The following is a 19899-nucleotide window of genomic DNA, read 5'->3' on the forward strand; positions in this document are numbered from 1 at the left end:
GTGTTCACTGCAACAAATTTGACTTATTCAGGTAATATAAAAGTTAACTCGTAGTTATTTGGAGATTAATTTTCAAGAATAAATAATCATGATAAACCTTTGGTAAGAAAATTGATTCTTTACATAAACATAGATGTAATGAATGAAGGAAAAGATATCATTAGCAATTCAAGAATCTCCTACTATGTAAACAACCTCACTTATGCTTTAAATTTCCAAAGTAACTTGATAACAGCATCATATTTTTGTCTATTCCTAGTAATTTATTAAGTTAAATTTTATATCACACGCTTTACAAGCATGAGTAAATCAATTCCAGCTATTAAAGTTAAGAATCTCAATGTTTATCACGATACTCAAAAAATACTTGAAGGCGTTTCAATAGATATTTATCAGAACAAAGTCACTGCAATTATTGGCCCTAGTGGTTGTGGCAAGTCTACTTTTATGAAATCCCTCAATCGCATGAGTGAATTAGAAGCACAAGTGCGAGTTGAAGGAAGAGTAGAATTTTTTGGTCAAAATATTTATGAGCGCCGTGTTAATTTAAATCGGGTGCGCCGCCAAATTAGTATGGTACTCCCAAAACCAAATCTTTTCCCCATGAGCGTTTATGACAATATTGCCTATGGGGTAAAACTAGTAGGATGGCGTCCAAAAGCAGAACTAGATGGAATTGTAGAATCTGCCATCAAAACTGCCAACCTCTGGGATGAAGTAAAGAATAAGCTGCATAAATCTGCTTTAGAACTCTCTGGCGGTCAACAACAGCGACTCTGCATTGCCCGTGCTATAGCGGTCAAGCCAAGAGTGATTTTAATGGATGAGCCTTGCTTTGGTCTTGATGCGATCGCTAGTATGAAAATTGAAGATTTGATTCAGAGTTTGCGTTATGACTTAACAATTGTAATTGTTAGCCATAATATGCAGCAGGTTGCTCGCGTATCTGATTTTACAGCTTTCTTCCACAGCAACGAAAATCGAATTGGTCACATGGTTGAATTTGGTTCCACAAATAAAATCTTTACTAGTGCCGTTGATTCTCGTACCCGCGACTATGTTCTAGCACGTCTCGGTTGAATATTTACTGTTGTAATTCTTAATACAGCTTAATTTCTGAATTATGAATTACAACAGGCTTGATACCTGGCGAAGTGGTAGGCGATTTTAATCACCCCATGCTTTCAACTTCACACCCCGAATTGAATAATCTAACAACTCCATCGGGTGGATTACAGAAATTTTCTTACCTTGCAATTTTAAATGCTTAGTAATCTGCAATGTACAACCGGGATTAGCAGAAGCAATTAAATCAGCGCCAGTATTCAGCAAATTCTGCACCTTTTGCTGACCCAATTCTTCAGCAACTTCCGGTTGTAGCATATTATAAACCCCGGCACTACCACAACATAAAGCTGCATCTATTGGTTCTCTTAACTTCACTCCTGGAATTTGCCGCAGCAACTGACGCGGTTGCACACTAATTTTCTGTCCATGTAATAAATGGCAAGCATCTTGATAAACCAAATTCAAGGGTTGATCAGTTAATGGTGACAGTTTTGCTGTTAACCCAACAGTTGCCAAAAACTCTTGAGCATCTTTAACCTTAGCTGCAAATTCTTTTGCCTTTTCTCGATATTCGAGGTCATCTTCTAAAATATGACCGTATTCTTTCAAAGTATGGCCACAACCAGCAGCATTAATAATTACAAAATCTACATTAGTATTTGCAAAACTATCAATCATCTGCCTTGCTAAAGCCTGAGCCTGTGCTGTCTGTCCTTGGTGTTCGGGAAGCGCCGCACAACAACCTTGAGATTTTGGAATCACAACCTCACAACCATTTGCCGTTAACACCCGCACTGTAGCCTCATTGACTGGTGAGAAAAACAGCCGTTGCACACACCCTAAAATCACCCCAACTCTGTAGCGCTTCTCGCTTTGCGCTGGAATGATATCTGGCAAATTGCTTCCAAAGGATTTCAGCGTAACTTTGGGCAGAATTGATTCCATTGCTGCCAAGCGTGGAGATACATAATTAAGTAACTTCGTGGCGCGAAATAATTTAGAAAAACCCAACTTTTGATAAACCAACAATGGTACTAGTAAAACGCGTAAAAGGTTGGGATAGGGAAATAGAGAAAATATCAGTTGACGAATCAATTTATCTGGTAAACTGCGGGTGTAATTCCGTTCAACTTGGTGACGAGTTGCAGAAATTAACTTGTCATACTGCACACCAGAAGGACAAGTTGTCACACAAGCAAGACATCCCAAACAAGAATCAAAATGTTCTACTGTAGCATTATTAAGTGCAATCTCACCTTCATTAATTGCATCCATTAAATAGATGCGTCCTCTCGGAGAATCCATCTCTTTGCCCAGCACTCGATAACTGGGACAAGTCGAAAGACAAAATCCACAATGCACACAACTATCAATTAACTTTGGTTCCGGCGGATGGCTGCCATCAAATCCATGTAAATTCTTCAAACTAGCCGTATTATTAACAGAATTTTCTGAAGCTTGCATAATTTCCTCTTTTCCCCTCTGAGTCCTCTCGAAGTTTGCAAGGGCGCAGGGAACCCCTTCGGGTTCGCCAGTCACCTGCGGAGGGAATCCCTCCCGCAGTGCTGGGCTCACCACACCACAACTTCTCTGTATATCTCTGTGGTTCGTTTCTTAAATCCCACCTACAAACCGACCAGGACTTAAAATATTTTTGTCATCAAATTGTGCTTTAATACCACGCATCAACTGCAAAGCATTACCTGTATATCCCCAAACATCAATCTTTTGTTTCACTGTCACTGGTGCTGCCAAAATAGAGAGAAAACCACTATAGCGTTGACAGATATCACGTAATTTTAAAACCTGATTTTGACTATCAAACTGTAAAACTCCCAAACCACTACTAATATGAATTAAACCTATTTCCACTTGAGATAAAATCTCCACAGCCGCAGCAGGTAATACTCCTATTTTGCAGCTAATTACAGACTTTGTGTGAGAAGATTGCATTTGCTCTGGCAATCTCTGCCATAGATTAGCCTCATTTGCTGCTGAATAAATTGCCCCATCTAAGCCCAATTTATGTCCAACTTCCAGAAGCCGATTGGACTGTTCATCAACACTCTCGCTAATACTTTGGAAGCGAGCAATTAATCCTAAGCCTTTGCCCAAGCCTAAGCTAGATACTAGTTTAGTTGATAATAAATCGGCTTGGGTTGGTGTTAAAGCAGAACCTCTAAGAGTACCAGCCGCTTGGGATATAGCTTCTGCGGTTCCAGTTAATACCACAGTTCCTGATGTCTCTTGTTGGGGATAAACCCGAAAAGTTACTTGAGTGATAATACCTAATGTGCCATAAGATCCAGTAAACAATTTCATTAAATCGTATCCGGCAACATTTTTGACTACTCGTCCTCCAGCTTTGGCAATTTGTCCATCGGCACGCACAAAGGTAATACCCAGCAGTTGGTCACGCACGCTGCCAAAACGTTGCCGTAAGGAACCTGTATCACCTGTAGCGACAATGCCGCCAATGGTGGCTAATTCTGGTGCAGTCGGGTCTAAGGCGAGAAACTGGCGAGACTTTGCCAACATAGTTTGAAGATGAGAGAACTTCATTCCCGCTTCTACTGTGACAGTCAAATCGCCGACTGCATGTTCAATGAGGCGATTGATGCGTTCTGTACTGACTACTACATCAATGTTTTGAGCTAAACCACCCCAGCTGAGTTTACTACTACTACCGCAGGGTAGGACGCGCCAATTTTGACGGTGTGCTTCTGCAATGACAGCCGCTAGTTGTTCCTGGGTGTGAGGATAGACAATACAACTCGGATGGGTTCCAGAAGCCATTGCCTGTGTGAGTAGTTCTTTTTGAGTGGGTTCAATATTTTCCCAAAGATTGACACTATTTTCTTCGTCAATGATAGATGCAAGACAAGAAGCGATCGCTTTCATCAGTTTATTTTTTACGCCCTACATCTAATTTACTGGCTAACCTCACCAAAAAAGTTTTGATTCATAAGTCCTGAGTAATTTCTTGTAACTCAAGGCTATTGCAAAATTTCCCATACACAGGAATACTGCCAAACGCCTCCAAAATCTCTTCTCTCATCCCTGCGTATGATTATTCTAAATCATTAAGTTTTAAACTTAACTTAAAAACATACAAACCTATTTAAGTATTACTACTGAAGTAATAATAATAATTATGACTTAATTTAACTACAGTAATTGCTATATTCCAACTTATATCTGCCGAATTTGGCAATTATAGGCGTTATAAACCATAAATTCAATCATTATTATTTTCAACAGTAACTTATCAAATTTCAACTTGCATCATCAATGTAGCCTAATGAAAGAAAAAATTTTGGTTGTTGAAAACGAGATAATTATTGCATCTGATATTAAAAAATGTCTAGAAAATGCTGGATATACTGTACCAGCAATTGCTAGTTATGGAGAAAAAGCGATTGAACAAGCAGCAAAATTTCGTCCAGATTTAGTTTTGATGGATGTGATGCTGAGAGGCGATATGAACGGTATAGAAGCGGCTGCGGTAATACGCGATCGCTTTAATATACCAGTCGTTTATCTGACCGCTTATTCAGACCAAAATAACTTGCAGAAAGCTAAAACTACGCAGCCATTCGGATATTTACTTAAACCCTTTGAAGAAACACAATTAATTACTACTATTGAAATTGCTTTGAATAAGCATCAAACAGAAATTGTGATGCGTGAAGCCTTAGAAAAAGAAAAAGAGGATATAAAAATTAAGAACCAATTTGTTTCTATGGTTAGTCACGAGTTTCGGAATCCTTTGAGTAATATTTTTGCTTATACTGAATTACTAGCAAATCATAGCTATAAATTAAATGAAGATAAAAAAACGAATATATTCATAATATTCAGAAATCTGTTAAGCATCTCGATCATTTATTGAGCGATGTTTTGTTGATAAGCAAAGCAGAAGTAGGTAAATCAGAGCGTACTCTAGCACCAATGGATTTAGAAAAATTTTGCCAAGATTTAGTGTTAGACGTTCAACTTGCTGCAAGCGAAAATCATAATAGTATATTCACAATTCAAGGAAACCGTATAATTGCAGGTAGAATGGCCATGCAAAATCCGCAGATGGTCAGCTTAGATGAAAAAATGCTGCGCCATATTCTCACCAATTTGCTGTTCAATGCTGTTAAATATTCCCCCACAGGTGGCATAATACGGTTTGAACTTTTTTATGTCCAAGGAGAAGTTGTTTTCCGGATTCAAGATGAGGGTATTGGAATTCCAGAAGCTGATCAAGAAAACTTGTTCAATTCTTTTCAAAGAGGCAGTAATGTAGGCAAGATACCAGGAAGTGGTTTAGGGCTGGCAATTGTAAAACATTATGTAGATTTACACGGCGGAGAAATTTCTTTTGTTAGTAAATTGCGAGTAGGCACAACATTTATTGTCAGCTTGCCAATTGAAATTAATTAGTTAATTAATAGCTGTGGCTGATTAGTTATTTATTGATGATTATTTATTAAATCAGTGAACAGGCTGATAACTGTTCACTGTTCACTATTAACTGATTACTAAACGTTAATTGGTTGTCTCCTTTCTTCTGGAGAGTAATAGCTTTTACTATTATCTCCTATTGGCACAGGCGATTCTTGACCTGTAATCAATCTGGCTCCACGATTGCGGGTGATAGAGTTCCATGCCCACTGAATCATTACTACTAATTTGTTATCAAACTCAATTAAAAAGTAGATGTGAATCACAAGCCAAAAAAGCCATGCAAAGAAACCCTTCAGCTTGATAAAACCTAAATCTACAACGGCAGAATTTTGCCCAATCATCGCTAAACTACCATGGTCAGTGTAATTAAATGGTGGCAAAACATTATCTTTAAGCCGTTGTTGAATTAATGCCGCAACATATTCTCCTTCTTGCTTGGCTACTGGAGCTACACCAGGTAGAGGTTTTCCATTTTGATGAGAAAAGTTTGCTAAATCGCCAATTACAAAAATATTAGAGTATCCCTTAACGCTTAAGTCTGCTTCAACAACAACTCTTCCTGCACGATCAAGTTCAGCACCTGTGCGTTCTGCTAAGACTTTTCCCATCGGTGAAGCTTTTACACCCGCAGCCCATAATATTGTTTTTGAGGCAATTTCTCGTATATCATCGCCTTGTCTGATGGTAACGATGTCATTTTCAATATTGGTTACTAGTGTTTTTGTTTGAACAATTACACCCAATCCCTTGAGAGATTTTTCTGCTTCTTGCGATAATTCAGGTGCAAATGGTGGCAGGATGCGATCCATACCTTCTAATAGTAAAATTCTGGCTTCAGATGTATCAATGTTGCGGAAATCTTCTTTTAGGGTTTGGTATGCTAGCTCTGCGATCGCACCTGCTAATTCTACGCCTGTAGGGCCACCACCAACAATTATAAAAGTTAACCAAGCACGGCGTTTGGCTGGATCGGTTTCTTTTTCTGCTGCTTCAAATGCTGTAAAAATCCGGCGACGCATTTCTATAGCATCTTCCACGGTTTTTAATCCTGGTGCAAATTCTTCCCAGTCATCTTTACCAAAATAAGAATGTTTCGCGCCTGTAGCAAGAATTAACGTATCGTAAGGTATCGCTTCGTCGCCTACTAAAACTTTTTGCGCTTGTGGATCAATATCATCTACTGCTCCCAGCAGCACTTTTGTATTTTTGCTCTTGCTAAGTACCGATCGCAGAGGTGAGGAAATATCGGCTGGTGATAAAGTACCTGTGGCGACTTGGTACAGCAGTGGTTGAAATAAATGAAAGTTGCGTTTATCTATAAGTGTAACGTTGACCGGAGCCTTGGCAAGTGTTTTTGCCGCATATAGCCCTCCAAAGCCTCCACCAACTATAACAACCTGATGTAATGGCTGTTTGTCAAGTGAATCAACCATAATAAATATTTCCTTGCGTTACTTAATGTAATTATTCTTAACAAATTTGTATCAAAATTGTCATATTTATTTCTGTTTATCTTGGACAAATAACAAAATCTTTAAAGTGAGCAAAATTACAATGGATTGGGCATTGGGGATTGGGCATTGGGGATTGGGCATTGGGGGAGCAGAGAAGAAAACTATACCCAGCACTCAAGGCTCAGCACTCAGCCCTTATAACTAAATCAACTCTTCTCGCAGTAATGCTCGAAATCCTGCTTGCTGAAAATGCTCGTTGGCAGTCAGAGATTCAGTAATTCCACTATACTCCATTACAATAAAAGATACACAATCACTAAACCCCCACTCTTTTTCAGATCTTTCGCAATATAGCTGGAAAGCTCTGTCATAGAGTTCTTGAGATAACGGTACAATTTCTACCTTAGAGTCTGCTGCTAGAGCATTTAATAATATGACTGCACCATGACGTAACGGTTGTTTAGATAAAACATTGCCAATTTCTAGCATCACTGCTTGTGTTGTCACCAAGCGTGTACCTGCCGTTTCTAAAAGTTCAGCTAGATGAACAGCTCGTTGATGCAAGGCATCTTGTGGTGCAGACAAGGCGATCGCAAAGGATGTATCAAGAAAGACTTCAGACCTCATGCTGAGTTTTTATACCTTACAAATATTTATATTTATCGATGTTGGCAGCCCAATTAGGCGGCCCCGATAGTTTGAGCGATCGCGCAGACATTATAAATGATACACTTTCTTGTTTATCAGGCGGTAAAATTTCAATAGTTAGCCGCACACGAGTATTGGCTGGTAGTGCCATTGCTTCGGTAGGATAAAATACTTTACCATCAAATACAGCTGTGATTTTTTCTGCCATTTTTTTCTCGAAAAGCGCTCTAATTCTATCCTAATCTTGTTATGGTGGCGCTTGCTACAGCGTCAATTTTGATACTAATATAAGATTTAGTTTTATAAGACAGCATAGAGCGATTGCTGAATTTACATCCTTAATGCTGTGGCAAAAAAACACCCGCTACCAGAAGACATTGGCAACAGGGTGGAATTAAATACGATTCAAACAAAAACAACACACCCTTTGAGCATACAGCCATCAAGCGATTGGCTGTAAAATGCCACATCCATTTTTGGCAAATTCATCAATCGTTTGCAGGGAGAGTTCATGAGTGGTCATAGCTTGCAACATACCCAAAGGTAAGGTGAGATGATGGGCACCAGCTTGTAAGGATGCCACTGCTTCTTCGGGAGATTTGATGCTAGCCGCCATGATTTCTGTATTGCTGCCTGTGACCATACTAGCGATTTGCCGCACCAAACCCACTCCATCACCTAAAAGTCTAGTAGCTCGATTAACATAGGCGATCGCATATTTTGCATCCGCTTCTTTTGCTACAGCTGCTTGGGATGCACTATATATTCCCGTTACCGCACAGGGAATTTCTCCTGCCAATTCAGCAACTACCTGAAAGCCAACTAACGATGCTGGAATCTTCAATATAGTTGGGTGTCCAATCAGTTGAAAAGCTGCGCGCCCTTCCGCCAGCATTCCATCAAAGTCAGACGACATCAGCTGATAAAACAAGGGGCCTGTAGTCAACTCTGCCAGTTTTTTAAGTGTTGTCTCTACTGGTAAATCACTTTTAGCCAAAAGCGTTGGGTTGGTTGTGATGCCTTTTACCCAGCCTAATTTTCTAGCAGCTTGAGCTTCTGCGATAATTGCCGAGTCGAGATAAATGCTCACCTGTCTCTCCTCAGAAAGGTAGTGTCGCTGTCATCATACATCAGTAAGCTATCAGTTAACAGTTGTCAGCTTTTATTGTCCTTTATCTGTTCGCACCTCAAAATAGGTGGTAGGTTTCAGGTGGTATAGCTCATCCCCAGCCTTTACCTAGTAACTGCTAACTGAGCACTTTTCACTGATTTAACCACAGGATGGTCTGAGCGATGGCTGAACATCATACATTTAAGAAAATCAGAAAATCCCTTGAGGAAACTGGTGTTAAATTTGTCCGCATTCTCTGGTGCGATAACGCCAACATAATTCGCGGGAAAGCTGTTCATATAGAAATCTGGAGTTGTGGGTTTTAAGAGCATTGTTTGTTACCGTACTGGTTTGGATGTTCAACCTGTGGCGTTTGAAGTTGCAGCATCTCATTTTTACAAACTAAAACAACAGTTTAATAATCAACTACTGCGTCTAGTTGACAAACCCCTAATTGATTTTTTACTGCAACAGGCTTTATTAATTGCGGCTAAATATAAATTACCACTGCAATTACATACTGGGTTTGGCGATCCTGATTGAGATTTGCGATTAGCCAATGCTCTTCATTTGCGATCGCTTTTAGAGTTACCCCAATACCAAAATGCACCTCTGGTATTGTTACATGCTGCTTATCCGTTTATGCGGGAAGCTGGATATTTAGCTTCTGTCTATCCCCAAGTTTATTTAGATTTCGGTTTGGCAATCCCATCTTTAAGCGTATCTGGGATGCGGGAGGCAATACGGCAATTGTTGGAATTGGCTCCTACCAGCAAACTGATGTATTCCTCTGATGCTCACTCAATTCCAGAATTATATTACTTAGGCGCAAAATGGGGACGCCGACTATTAGGAGAAGTGCTAGAAGAAGCGATTCAAGATACAGATATTACTGCGAGTGAAGCCGAGGCGATCGCTACTGCAATTTTACGCGAAAATGCTTTGGCACTATATCAGTGAGTTAGTTTTAGAGGTGGTAGGACATTTCAATTTAAGTTGCGATCGCTCTTATTTATACGTGAGACAGTTTCTGAAAAATCAAAACAAGAAAATAACACATTATGGAGGCATACTTCACCCATTCGCATCTTAAGTTTTCACATGGCAATGCTTCTTGTGTTAAGTTGCTTTGCAAAACTGACTACAAGCCTACAGAGGCAGAGGCTTTATTACAAGTGGAATTGGAAGAAAAAATTATTAGTCAAACACTATTTGAGCTAATTGAGTTAACAGATAGATATGCAAACTCTCATTTTTCATTATCAATCAATACAATTGTAAAATAAAAAGATTTTGTAATATATTTACTAGAAAATGTGAATTTATCTACTAATGGTTAATTAACTAACTTCCCATTATTGTTGAATTTATAAGAGTTCTTACTTTTACTTCACTACCCTAAACTCAAGATTCTGTTATTACCCAATTTTCTAAAGTAAGCCCCTGTACTCTCAACAAATCAGAATCATTAGAAACCAGAATTAAGCCGCGTGTAATTGCTGTAGCTGCAATCAATATATCTTGTTCTTGTATCTTCAAACCCCTGCGTTGTAAATCTATATGAATTTGGCAGGCTTGTTCAATAATATTGATATCATCTAGGAACAAAATTGCATAGTCCCTGCAAAACTGATTAAAATCTGCTAACTGTCTAGTAGCATTTACAGCTAAAAGCCCTCGCTTCACTTCATAGTAAGTAATGCAGCTGATAAATATTTCTTCTCCGCGAAGGTTTACTTGGCGTAATTTATTATTAACAATTGTATTTTTCTTTAAAATATAAGAAACAATATTTGAATCTAAGAGATAAGTCACTCTCTATTTTCCTTCCACCGCTGCATCATAAATTGCTATTTGCTCAGGTGTTAAATCATTTAGAGTACCTGAAACTGCCTCTAAGGTCAACATTTTTTTAATTCTGCGTGTTAGTTCATGGTCTGTAATAGCTCTCATTTCTTCAGGAGAAAATTGCCCAAATAGTTCTACCAACATTTCTATCATTTCTTTTTGGTTTAATTTGACCTGATAAAAACTATTACCTTTAATCAATTTTTCTACTATTGTCGATATCCGGTTAAGTAGTTCTTGATGATAATTAGCAACTTCAGGCATAATTCCCCCTCATTGATCAAGCATTTACATAAATTATAAACAATTTTCTTCTGCCTCCCTCTGCGTAAAAAAAAGGCGGGCAATATGCCCACCCCATAAGAGAATTTAGAGATTATGCTGTTGTTATTAACCCAATAATGCTTTCGCTTTCGCTAACACATTCTCAACACTAAAGCCAAACTTCTCTAAACAAACACCGCCAGGGGCTGAAGCACCAAAGCGATCAATACTCACGCAATCGCCTTCAGTACCTACATACTTGTGCCAGCCAAAACTACTGCCAGCTTCTACAGACAAGCGCTTGGTAACGGCTTTAGGCAGAACAGACTCTTTATAAGCTGCATCCTGTGCTTCAAACAGATCCCATGAGGGTAGTGATACAACACGGACTTTTTTGCCTTCGGCTGTGAGTTTCTCGGCTGCGGTGACACAGAGGCTCAATTCGGAACCAGTACCAATCAAAATTAGTTCCGGCGTACCGTCGCTATCTACCACCGTGTATCCACCCTTGGTTACGCCTTCAATCGATGTACCTGCCAAGTTGGGGACATTTTGACGGGTGAACGCCAATAAAGTGGGAGCGTTTTGCTTTGCTCTTTCAATTGCCACTTTGTAAGCGCCAGAAGATTCGTTTCCGTCTGCGGGGCGAATCACTGTTAGTTTAGGAATAGCTCGTAGGGAAGCTAGAGTTTCAATGGGTTGGTGGGTTGGGCCATCTTCACCTTGTCCAATCGAGTCGTGGGTCATCACCCAAATCACGCCAGCTTGGGACAGGGCAGATAAACGAATGGCAGCACGCATGTAATCTGTGAAGATCAGGAAGGTTGCGCCGTAGGGAATCAATCCCGAACCATGCAGCGCCATGCCGTTGCAGATTGCGCCCATACCGTGTTCCCGCACGCCAAAGTGGATGTTGGGGTTTTGGTATTGTCCTTTTTGAAAGTCACCCTTGCCCTTGAGTTCGGTCAGGTTGGAGTGAGTTAAGTCAGCCGAACCACCAATCAGCTCAGGTAAAACTGCTGCTAGTTTGTTGAGGCAGGTTTCTGAGTGCTTGCGGGTGGGTAGTGCTTTGTCTTCGGCGGTGTAGGTGGGTAGTACCTTATCCCAACCATCGGGCAGTTTGCCGCTGAGGTAACGTTCAAATTCAGCTGCTTCTTGAGGATATTTGGCTTTGTAATCAGCATAAGCCTTGTTCCAGTCCCCTTCGTAGCCTGCACCGCGCTCAACTGCTTTACGTGTATGGTTGAGGACATCTTGTGGAATTACAAAAGGCTCGTGTTCCCAACCCAAATTTTGACGAGTTAATGCGACTTCATCTGTACCCAAAGCAGCACCGTGAACACCAGCTGTGTTTGCCTTGTTGGGCGAACCATAACCAATAGTGGTGGTTACCTTAATGAAGGAAGGCTTATCTGTGACAGCTTTGGCGGCTTCAATTGCTTTAGCAATAGCTTCCAAATCGGTATTACCATCTTTGACATGCTGGACATGCCAACCGTATGCTTCAAACCGTTTAGAAACATCTTCTGTGAATGCTACATCTGTAGAACCATCGATAGAAATATGGTTGTCGTCGTACAGAGCGATGAGTTTACCTAATCCCAGGTGTCCAGCATAAGAACAAGCTTCACCAGAAACACCTTCCATGTTACAACCATCACCTACAATTACGTAAGTATAATGGTCGACTATTTTGGCATCGGGTTTGTTGAACTTTGCGGCTAAATGTGCTTCAGCTATTGCCAAACCGACTCCATTGGCAATACCTTGTCCCAAGGGCCCGGTAGTAACTTCTACACCAGCGGTCATGAAGTTTTCTGGGTGTCCAGGGGTTTTGGATTCCCACTGACGGAATTGCTTGATGTCCTCAATAGTCACGCTGTCGTAACCAGCCAAGTAGAGCAGGGCATACTGCAACATTGAGCCGTGCCCGGCAGATAGGACAAAGCGATCGCGGTTGAACCACTTAGGATTTTTGGGGTTATACCGCATAAAGCGATCCCAAAGTACAAAAGCCATTGGAGCAGCGCCCATCGGCAGCCCTGGGTGTCCCGATTTTGCCTTTTCTACGGCGTCAATAGCCAAGAAGCGAATCGAGTTAATACAAAGTTCTTCGAGGGATTGGGTTGCAACAGCCATAATAAGATTGTTTTTAACGACGGGTTAGCACTCTTGGAGCTTCACTTACCGGGGAGGCAAAAAGGGGCGTGGATTTTCCTCTTATTGCCGTGTTGTTTTAACATTCCCCCACAGTATCCTCATCATCCCATTCCCGATTGTTGATGGACAAGCGGGTTTTCCTGAGTTTGCAGTGATAAATCCAGCTAATAATGTGGTCGTTTTGAACCCTTGGTTTAGCTGGAAATGATATATATGATACTTTTCCACCTAACTTGAGGAGATTTGACCAACTGACGAACTGGGGATTTTTAGGCGTATTTTTTAAAGGCTAGCGTGACATTGTGACCGCCAAACCCAAAAGAATTGGATAGTGCTACTTGGATTTTTTGAGCGCGGCTACTGTGAGGAATATAGTCCAGGTCACAATCTGGATCGGGATTTTCCAGATTAATTGTTGGTGGAACTTGATCGTTGGCAACTGCCAATACTGTTGCCACTGCTTCAATACCTCCAGAGCCGCCCAAAAGATGACCTGTCATCGATTTGGTAGAACTAATTGTTACCTTATAAGCGTGGTCACCCAAGGCTTTTTTCATCGCTGCTGTTTCAGTGGAATCATTAGCTGGGGTGCTAGTGCCGTGAGCATTGATGTAGTTCACCATCTCTGGAGTTAGTCCTCCATCCTTCAGCGCTAGTTCTATGGCTCTGGCTGCTCCTAACCCACCAGGGACTGGAGAGGTCATATGATAAGCATCACAAGTCATCCCATAACCGACTATTTCCGCATAAATGCGAGCGCCTCGGCTCTTGGCGTGTTCGAGTTCTTCGAGCAGCAAAATTCCCGCACCTTCACCCATGACAAATCCATCACGATCGCGGTCAAACGGACGGCAGGCATTAGCCGGGTCATTGCTCGTTGAAAGCGCCCGTGCTGCGGCAAAACCAGCTACACCCAAAGGTGTAATTGCCGCTTCACAACCTCCGCAAATTATTGCTTTGGCATACCCCCATTGAATCTGGCGAAAAGCATCTCCTATGGCATTTGAACCAGCGGCACAAGCTGTCACAGAACAAGAATTGGGGCCTTTAGCGCCAGTGTGGATAGCTGTTAAGCCAGCTGCCATATTCGCGATCATCATCGGGATCATGAACGGACTACAGCGATCGGGGCCACGGTTCAGGTAAACTGTTTGCTGGTCTTCTAAAACCTTCAGTCCACCAATGCCAGAACCAATAATGACGCCCACCTGTTCTGCATTCAGTTCATTAATCTCTAAACGCGCGTCAGATACAGCTTGTTTTGCAGCCGAAACCCCAAATTGGGAAAATCGATCCATGCGCTTGGCTTCTTTACGATCCAAGTAATCATGCGGATCGAAGTTTTTTACTTCACCAGCAATGCGGCAATCATGGCGAGATGCATCAAAAGAGGTGATGTAGTCAATGCCATTACGACCACTCAACAATCCTTCCCAATACTCAGCTGGTGTATTGCCAATAGGTGTAATCGCGCCAACACCAGTTACCACAACGCGTTTACGTTTATAATCTGTCATGACTCAGTTAAAGGTGGCGAGAAAGCAGCAAAAAGGGAGTACTAGAGATTAGGGACTGGGTACTAGGTACTGGGTACTGGGAATGAGATATGGCATAAATTTTTCCTGATCCCCAATTTTCAATCCCTGATCCCCAATCGCTTTTTAGGCAGATGCAGCAACTTTGCTGTTGATATAATCCACTGCCTCTTGAACCGATAAAATCTTTTCAGCGGCTTCATCGGGAATTTCAATATCAAATTCTTCTTCAAAAGCCATTACTAGTTCCACAATATCTAAGGAATCAGCCCCTAAATCGTCAATAAACGTAGATTGCGGTCTGATAGTCTCAGCCTCTACACCGAGTTGATCGGTGACAACTTTCTTTACTCTTTCAAAAATGTCCGCTTGGCTCATAGATAAATGTCCTTAACCAGTTGCTATGATCTGCTCTTTATGGGCAACATTGTTTTGAGCATATACATCTTATCGGAAAGCGCGATCGCCCGTACACTGCCAAAGGGTTTTCCTATAGAAAAACCCTCCTGCTTTTTTTGGAACACAGCCACTACTCAAAGAGTAATTGGGCAACAGAACCCGCAAAGCGATCGCATACACTGTATATATACTTCTGTTTTGCAATTCTTACTGATTTTTTTTACAATGTCCAAATAAGGATTTAAAGTCTGGTAAGCGATAATGGCAATGAGTGATAAAACAGTTATCGTTAAAAGGCTACAGGCTTAACCTAATATAATTTTATGCTATCTCAAACGTTAAAATACGCTTACTTTCCTGGTTGTGTTGCTCAGGGAGCGTGTCGGGAGCTTCACCTATCAACTCAAGCCCTTGCCCAAGCATTAGGTATTCAACTAGTTGAACTGAAAAAAGCTGCCTGCTGCGGTTCAGGTACGTTTAAAGAAGATTCTCAACTGTTAGAAGATACAGTTAATGCTCGCAATATTGCCTTAGCAGAAGAGTTAAATTTACCTTTACTTACCCATTGCAGCACTTGTCAAGGTGTTATTGGTCATGTCGATGAACGCCTAAAAGAATGTCAGGCAACCAAGCCAGCATACATTGAGCAAGTCAATAGTTTGCTTTCCAAAGAAGGCTGTTTACCTTATCGCGGTAGTACCGAAGTTAAGCATCTTCTTTATGCTTTAGTGACTGATTACGGTTTAGAAGAAATCAGCAAACGTGTTACTCGAAAGTTGAGTAAACTCAAATGCGCGGCTTTTTATGGTTGCTATCTCCTCCGCGCCCAAAAGTCCATGCCCTATGACGACCCCTTCCGACCGGAAGCGATGGAAAATATGTTTCGTGCAGTGGGTGCGGAACCAATTTATTACCGAGGTCGTACTCAATGTTGCGGTTGGCCTTTATCCAGCTACGCGACTACCCAATCTTTCAAGATGGCGGGGACACATATTCAAGATGCTTTGGAAGCTGGTGCTGATTGTATGGTGACTCCTTGCCCGCTGTGTCACCTCAATTTAGATTCTCGTCAGCCAGAGGTGGAAAAAGTTATTGGGCAGAAGCTAGGTTTGCCAGTATTACATTTATCCCAGTTAATTGCTTTAGCACTAGGGGTAAGTCCGAAAGAATTGGGTTTAGAACGCCACATCGTTTCCACAAAGCCAGTGTTAGAAAAGTTAGGTTTTTAAAACGATTAGGGGTTGGGGAGCTGTTGAGTGTGGAGTGCTGAGGAGCCAGTGCGTTGCGGGGGTTTCCCCCGTTGTAGCAACTGGCGTTGCTGAGTGCTGAGTGCTGAGTTAAGAATAAGAATTCCTCTCCTTGTTCCCCAATCCCCAATCCCCAATCCCCAATCCCCAATCTTCACTTTTGCCCTAGTTGACGTTGTAATTGTTTCAGTGATTTATACATTTCTGGTAACCGACTATAAACAGCAGCTACCTTGACATATATTTTGTGAGGAATCGCTGGGCTTCCAGAGACAATCTCTCCTGGCATAACGTCATTATGAATTCCGCTTTGAGCGGTTGTAATCGCACCATCACCAATTTTCACTTGATTGGCAATTCCTGATTGTCCAGCTAAGATAACGCGATTTCCAATTTGCACGCCTCCCGCCATACCGGACTGACCGGCTAATGCACAACCAGCACCAATTTTGCAACCATGACCAATTTGCACCAAGTTGTCAATTTTGGTATCGCAGCCTATACGTGTTTCTCCTACCGCTGGACGGTCAATGGCAGTATTACAGCCAACTTCTACCCTATCTTCTAAGACAGTGTAGCCCGATTGTTCCATTTTGACCCAACCAGTGCGGGTAGGAACAAAGCCAAAGCCTTCTGCACCGATAACAGCACCGCTATGAATTACGCAATCTGCACCAATGCGGGTGCGTTCGTGGATAGTACAATTAGCGTGTAAGGTGGTGCGATCGCCTATTTGGGCATCTGGATAAATTACCACATTAGGATGAATGATTGCATTATTGCCAATTTTCACTGCTTGCTGAATCACCACATGAGGGCCAATATAAACATCGCTACCAATTTCTGCGCTGGGGTGAATCACAGCAGTTGGATGAATTTCTGCGTTAGGACGATACGGTTGGTAGAAAATTGCGATCGCTTTAGCAAACAATAATCGCGGTTCTGGCGTGGCTAACCATACAATACCGCGTTCTTGTGCTTGTATCTGTAATGTTTTGTCATTAGGCAAAATTAAAGCACTAGCATTTGTTTTGTCCAGTGCTGAAGCAAATTTAGGCCCTTCTATATAACTGAGAGTGCTGATGGTAGCTTCATCAATGGCTGCTACTCCAGTAATATCTGGATCATGATTTTGGTTAGCATTAAGGCTGTGGTCGGTGATGGTATCACCCAATTGACCTACGATTTCACTGAATTTCATTGTTATAAGTTCACAAGTCATCTACAAAGGCAAGATAATTGTCGCTCTTTGTTAGGACTATGTTCAGAACTTATGCAAATATCACAAGCTTAAGTTAGTAAGCCAAGACTTACACACGGTGAAAACACTGGTTTTACTTAATTAACATTGTATCTTTTCTTTAATGTGTCCGCTTGCTTTTTAACCGAAAAAGCATACACTGTCAAGAAAATTTAAAAATATTGTTTGTGTAAATACTGTTTAAACTTTGTGCTAAGGTATTGTTTTACACATTTTTTAATCGGTTGCTTAAAATGATTTATCGCCACAAATTGCCAAAATATCTGACGCTTTTATCTTTATCAGCAGTATTAGGAGCTAATTTAGCCATCACAGGAATAACTCCTCAAATTTTTGCTCAAACTAGTACACAGTCATCTGTTGGTAAAGGAGTGACATTTACTTGCAATGATACTGAGGCGACCATCAAAGCTAAAAATGGGCCAAAAGTGACTATTGGATCGACCACAATCTACATTGGTTATCAGCAAGTATCATCTATTAACAAAGACCCCCGCCTCGTCCGTTTCGATAATGGTGTCAAGAGATGGTGTCGCAGCGACTACGAAACAACGGGTGACGACGGTACAGGCTATGGATTGCTTTGGGATGGAGGAAGTGTTTTATATAGCGTTTTCTCCTCTACCGGTAGCCAGACTGGTAATGATTTTCGGCGCTTTGCCAGTGGTCGTTGGCTATCCAGTTATGGTAGCGGCGGCGGCCCTAAAGTAGCAGTTCTAGCACGGATTAATCCAAGTAATGGTGACGTTTACTATGCCACATTTCTCAGTTCTAAGAAGGCGACTGATGGCAAAACTAACTCTTTAGCCGTCACTCAATTATCATGGAATGGCACAAATCTAACTGTGCAGGCAGATTCCTGGTGGACTCCGCGTCGCGCTAATACGACTCCTATGACTTGCTCTGGTTCATCACCTTATAAATACACGGCTGTATTTACTGGCGACTTAACAAAGGTAAATTCGGCTTCAGCAATTACTTGTAGTTAATGGGGACTGGGGACTGGGGATTGGGGACAAGGGGACAAGGTGAGACAGCGCTCTTGGTAGGGTTTCCAACACCAGTCGCTCATGGGGGAGACCCCCAAGACCGCGCTGGCTCCTCCGCAGGCGACTGCGTTTCGCGCAGCGTCTCCAAAGGAGATACCCGAAGGGGGACAAGGGGCTGGGCAATTTCCTTTAGGACTTACGCACTGTACAAATTGGCCATAGTATAGATTACGGTTTTTGGTCGTTTCAGGCGCTTCGCATAACCCCGATTTATTCCCATATTTGCGATCGCTGAGTGCTAAACACGGCTGAAATACCCAAATTGCGTGTAGTACTCATGTACGATGCGTAAGTCCTATCTTTAATCCCCAATGCCCAATGCCCAATTCATCCCACTGTTCTGTAACACCAAAAAATAACCCCCTGCTCGCTGTTGTGCGGGTAGGGGGTTGGGGGTGAGGATAAGCTTAATATCCGCCTTCTTCCTCGTATTCTGGCTGCTTTTCTTTAACTTTCTTGGGGATATTCACTGGCTTTGGTGCATCCTCCCAAGCATCGCCTTCTACGTCGTCATAATTATCATAGTCATCGACGTATTGCTTTTTGTAAGGTTGGGCTTCATATATGGGCGTCTTTTGATAACTGTCTTTATCAGTTGCTTCGCTCCAGTTATCTTCTTCGTCTTCTTCGTATTGAATAGATTCGTATTGTCGCGCTTGCATCACCTGACGCTGTGGTCTTTCTTGTTCCACATAGTCTTCATCCCATTCTTCCCGTGCTACGGGTTCGGGGGTACGAACTTTCGGTTTGGGTGGTTGTAATGGTACACCACTAGGCAGTTGATTAGCAGGTGCAACTGTGCGAGGCGCACTGTAACCGTATTCTTCTTCTGCATCCCGTTCCCAAGGTGCTTTACCAATACCCAGACGCTCAAGCACACCAACTGTTAACTGGTTGACGCGCTCTTCGGCTCCTTCAAATACAATCAATCTACTGGGGCCTGTGCTGACAATTTCATCTACTGAGAACTCGTAAGTACTGAGCATTTGGTCGGGAATTTGGGGCAATCCTAGAGAAGCAATAACTATGGAGTGAAGCTTACCGCTTTCTCCATTGAATTTGAAGCCTCGCACTCTGCCTAATACTTCACCGGTTTCTGTAATTACTTCCCAGTTAATCAGGTTGCTAAGAGTTTCAACTTCAATATCTTCAATTACATCTTCATTATCAACCAGGACGACATCGCCAATTTGATTGATACTGCTAAGGAACATATTGCGCGGCACACCCGATATAGAGATCAGGCTGTCTCTCAAGCCAAGAGCCACAACCTCTCTTTGGTCAATATCAACCCAGACCTGATTTACGATGCCTAGCCGCTTGCCGTTGTCGCGGGTAATCACCTGGGTATTTAATATGTCGGAACGCCTAATTATCTGTTCAGAGGTCATTCTATACCG

23 protein-coding genes are annotated in these 19899 nt (G+C 41.8%); 9 read left to right on the forward strand and 14 right to left on the reverse strand.

The window, feature by feature from the left end; genetic code table 11:
* The first annotated feature begins 300 nt into the window (after positions 1–300).
* Entirely contained in the window at positions 301–1080 is a 780-nt protein-coding gene (locus tag AC5JL8_RS00650) for a phosphate ABC transporter ATP-binding protein (protein ID WP_495877846.1), read from the forward strand.
* Positions 1081–1167: 87 nt separating this feature from the next.
* On the opposite strand, the gene AC5JL8_RS00655 is transcribed toward AC5JL8_RS00650, so the two are convergent.
* A complete protein-coding gene (locus AC5JL8_RS00655) occupies positions 1168–2532 on the reverse strand; it encodes a (Fe-S)-binding protein (protein WP_495877981.1) in 1365 nt (454 codons plus the stop codon).
* Between the two features lie 150 nt (positions 2533–2682).
* Positions 2683–3969 (reverse strand): FAD-binding oxidoreductase, encoded by a 1287-nt coding sequence (locus AC5JL8_RS00660; protein WP_495877847.1) that lies wholly within the window; start codon positions 3967–3969, stop codon positions 2683–2685.
* A gap of 400 nt (positions 3970–4369) precedes the next feature.
* On the opposite strand from AC5JL8_RS00660, the gene AC5JL8_RS00665 reads away from it, so the two are divergent.
* Together AC5JL8_RS00665 and AC5JL8_RS00670 are read left to right on the forward strand one after the other, a co-directional pair.
* On the forward strand, positions 4370–4960 hold the full coding sequence (locus AC5JL8_RS00665) for a response regulator (RefSeq protein ID WP_495877848.1): 591 nt from the start codon (positions 4370–4372) through the stop codon (positions 4958–4960).
* A 59-nt stretch (positions 4961–5019) separates the two neighbouring features.
* On the forward strand, positions 5020–5499 hold the full coding sequence (locus AC5JL8_RS00670; RefSeq protein ID WP_495877849.1) for a sensor histidine kinase: 480 nt from the start codon (positions 5020–5022) through the stop codon (positions 5497–5499).
* A gap of 98 nt (positions 5500–5597) precedes the next feature.
* Here the strand turns inward: AC5JL8_RS00670 and AC5JL8_RS00675 are convergent, their stop codons facing one another.
* The 4 genes from AC5JL8_RS00675 to AC5JL8_RS00690 all read right to left on the reverse strand — a co-directional run bounded on the left by AC5JL8_RS00675 (position 5598) and on the right by AC5JL8_RS00690 (position 8715).
* Complete coding sequence (locus AC5JL8_RS00675) at positions 5598–6956, reverse strand: NAD(P)/FAD-dependent oxidoreductase (protein WP_495877850.1); 1359 nt, start codon at positions 6954–6956, stop codon at positions 5598–5600.
* 222 nt (positions 6957–7178) lie between these two features.
* Positions 7179–7604 (reverse strand): type II toxin-antitoxin system VapC family toxin, encoded by a 426-nt coding sequence (locus AC5JL8_RS00680; RefSeq protein ID WP_495877851.1) that lies wholly within the window; start codon positions 7602–7604, stop codon positions 7179–7181.
* A 16-nt stretch (positions 7605–7620) separates the two neighbouring features.
* The gene (locus tag AC5JL8_RS00685; protein ID WP_495877852.1) at positions 7621–7833 is read right to left on the reverse strand and encodes a hypothetical protein; all 213 of its coding nucleotides are present in this window, start codon (positions 7831–7833) and stop codon (positions 7621–7623) included.
* A 234-nt stretch (positions 7834–8067) separates the two neighbouring features.
* Entirely contained in the window at positions 8068–8715 is a 648-nt protein-coding gene (locus tag AC5JL8_RS00690; RefSeq protein WP_495877853.1) for a transaldolase family protein, read from the reverse strand.
* A gap of 203 nt (positions 8716–8918) precedes the next feature.
* Here AC5JL8_RS00690 and AC5JL8_RS00695 point away from each other — a divergent pair, with 203 nt between their 5' ends.
* The 4 genes from AC5JL8_RS00695 (at position 8919) to AC5JL8_RS00710 (ending at position 10022) form a co-directional block, all read left to right on the forward strand.
* Positions 8919–9062, forward strand: a complete 144-nt coding sequence (locus tag AC5JL8_RS00695) for a hypothetical protein (RefSeq protein ID WP_495877854.1) — start codon at positions 8919–8921, stop codon at positions 9060–9062.
* Complete coding sequence (locus tag AC5JL8_RS00700; RefSeq protein ID WP_495877855.1) at positions 9052–9279, forward strand: hypothetical protein; 228 nt, start codon at positions 9052–9054, stop codon at positions 9277–9279. The genes AC5JL8_RS00695 and AC5JL8_RS00700 overlap by 11 nt, the downstream gene beginning before the upstream one ends.
* 3 nt (positions 9280–9282) lie before the next feature.
* Entirely contained in the window at positions 9283–9696 is a 414-nt protein-coding gene (locus AC5JL8_RS00705) for an amidohydrolase family protein (protein ID WP_495877856.1), read from the forward strand.
* 101 nt (positions 9697–9797) lie between these two features.
* A complete protein-coding gene (locus AC5JL8_RS00710) occupies positions 9798–10022 on the forward strand; it encodes a hypothetical protein (protein ID WP_495877857.1) in 225 nt (74 codons plus the stop codon).
* Positions 10023–10140: 118 nt separating this feature from the next.
* Here the strand turns inward: AC5JL8_RS00710 and AC5JL8_RS00715 are convergent, their stop codons facing one another.
* From AC5JL8_RS00715 to acpP, 5 genes are all read right to left on the reverse strand, one after another.
* The gene (locus AC5JL8_RS00715) at positions 10141–10551 is read right to left on the reverse strand and encodes a type II toxin-antitoxin system VapC family toxin (RefSeq protein ID WP_495877858.1); all 411 of its coding nucleotides are present in this window, start codon (positions 10549–10551) and stop codon (positions 10141–10143) included.
* A gap of 3 nt (positions 10552–10554) precedes the next feature.
* Entirely contained in the window at positions 10555–10848 is a 294-nt protein-coding gene (locus tag AC5JL8_RS00720) for a hypothetical protein (RefSeq protein WP_495877859.1), read from the reverse strand.
* Between the two features lie 126 nt (positions 10849–10974).
* Complete coding sequence (gene tkt / locus AC5JL8_RS00725) at positions 10975–12987, reverse strand: transketolase (RefSeq protein WP_495877860.1); 2013 nt, start codon at positions 12985–12987, stop codon at positions 10975–10977.
* 290 nt (positions 12988–13277) lie between these two features.
* Positions 13278–14525 (reverse strand): beta-ketoacyl-ACP synthase II, encoded by a 1248-nt coding sequence (gene fabF / locus AC5JL8_RS00730; protein ID WP_495877861.1) that lies wholly within the window; start codon positions 14523–14525, stop codon positions 13278–13280.
* A gap of 144 nt (positions 14526–14669) precedes the next feature.
* Positions 14670–14921, reverse strand: coding sequence for an acyl carrier protein (gene acpP / locus AC5JL8_RS00735; protein ID WP_495877862.1), 252 nt, complete (start codon positions 14919–14921; stop codon positions 14670–14672).
* A gap of 344 nt (positions 14922–15265) precedes the next feature.
* On the opposite strand from acpP, the gene AC5JL8_RS00740 reads away from it, so the two are divergent.
* Complete coding sequence (locus tag AC5JL8_RS00740) at positions 15266–16171, forward strand: CoB--CoM heterodisulfide reductase iron-sulfur subunit B family protein (protein ID WP_495877863.1); 906 nt, start codon at positions 15266–15268, stop codon at positions 16169–16171.
* A gap of 5 nt (positions 16172–16176) precedes the next feature.
* On the opposite strand, the gene AC5JL8_RS00745 is transcribed toward AC5JL8_RS00740, so the two are convergent.
* Both AC5JL8_RS00745 and lpxD read right to left on the reverse strand, forming a co-directional pair.
* On the reverse strand, positions 16177–16347 hold the full coding sequence (locus tag AC5JL8_RS00745) for a hypothetical protein (RefSeq protein WP_495877864.1): 171 nt from the start codon (positions 16345–16347) through the stop codon (positions 16177–16179).
* Positions 16344–17390 carry a UDP-3-O-(3-hydroxymyristoyl)glucosamine N-acyltransferase gene (lpxD, locus tag AC5JL8_RS00750; protein ID WP_495877865.1) on the reverse strand — a complete coding sequence of 349 codons (1047 nt, stop codon included), beginning with the start codon at positions 17388–17390 and terminating at the stop codon, positions 16344–16346. Before lpxD ends, AC5JL8_RS00745 begins: the two co-directional genes overlap by 4 nt.
* Before the next feature lie 293 nt (positions 17391–17683).
* Here lpxD and AC5JL8_RS00755 point away from each other — a divergent pair, with 293 nt between their 5' ends.
* A complete protein-coding gene (locus AC5JL8_RS00755; RefSeq protein WP_495877866.1) occupies positions 17684–18439 on the forward strand; it encodes a hypothetical protein in 756 nt (251 codons plus the stop codon).
* A gap of 467 nt (positions 18440–18906) precedes the next feature.
* On the opposite strand, the gene AC5JL8_RS00760 is transcribed toward AC5JL8_RS00755, so the two are convergent.
* Positions 18907–19890, reverse strand: a complete 984-nt coding sequence (locus tag AC5JL8_RS00760) for a PRC-barrel domain-containing protein (protein ID WP_495877867.1) — start codon at positions 19888–19890, stop codon at positions 18907–18909.
* Positions 19891–19899: the final 9 nt, after the last annotated feature.

The sequence above is a fragment of the Mojavia sp. genome, assembly GCF_059505145.1.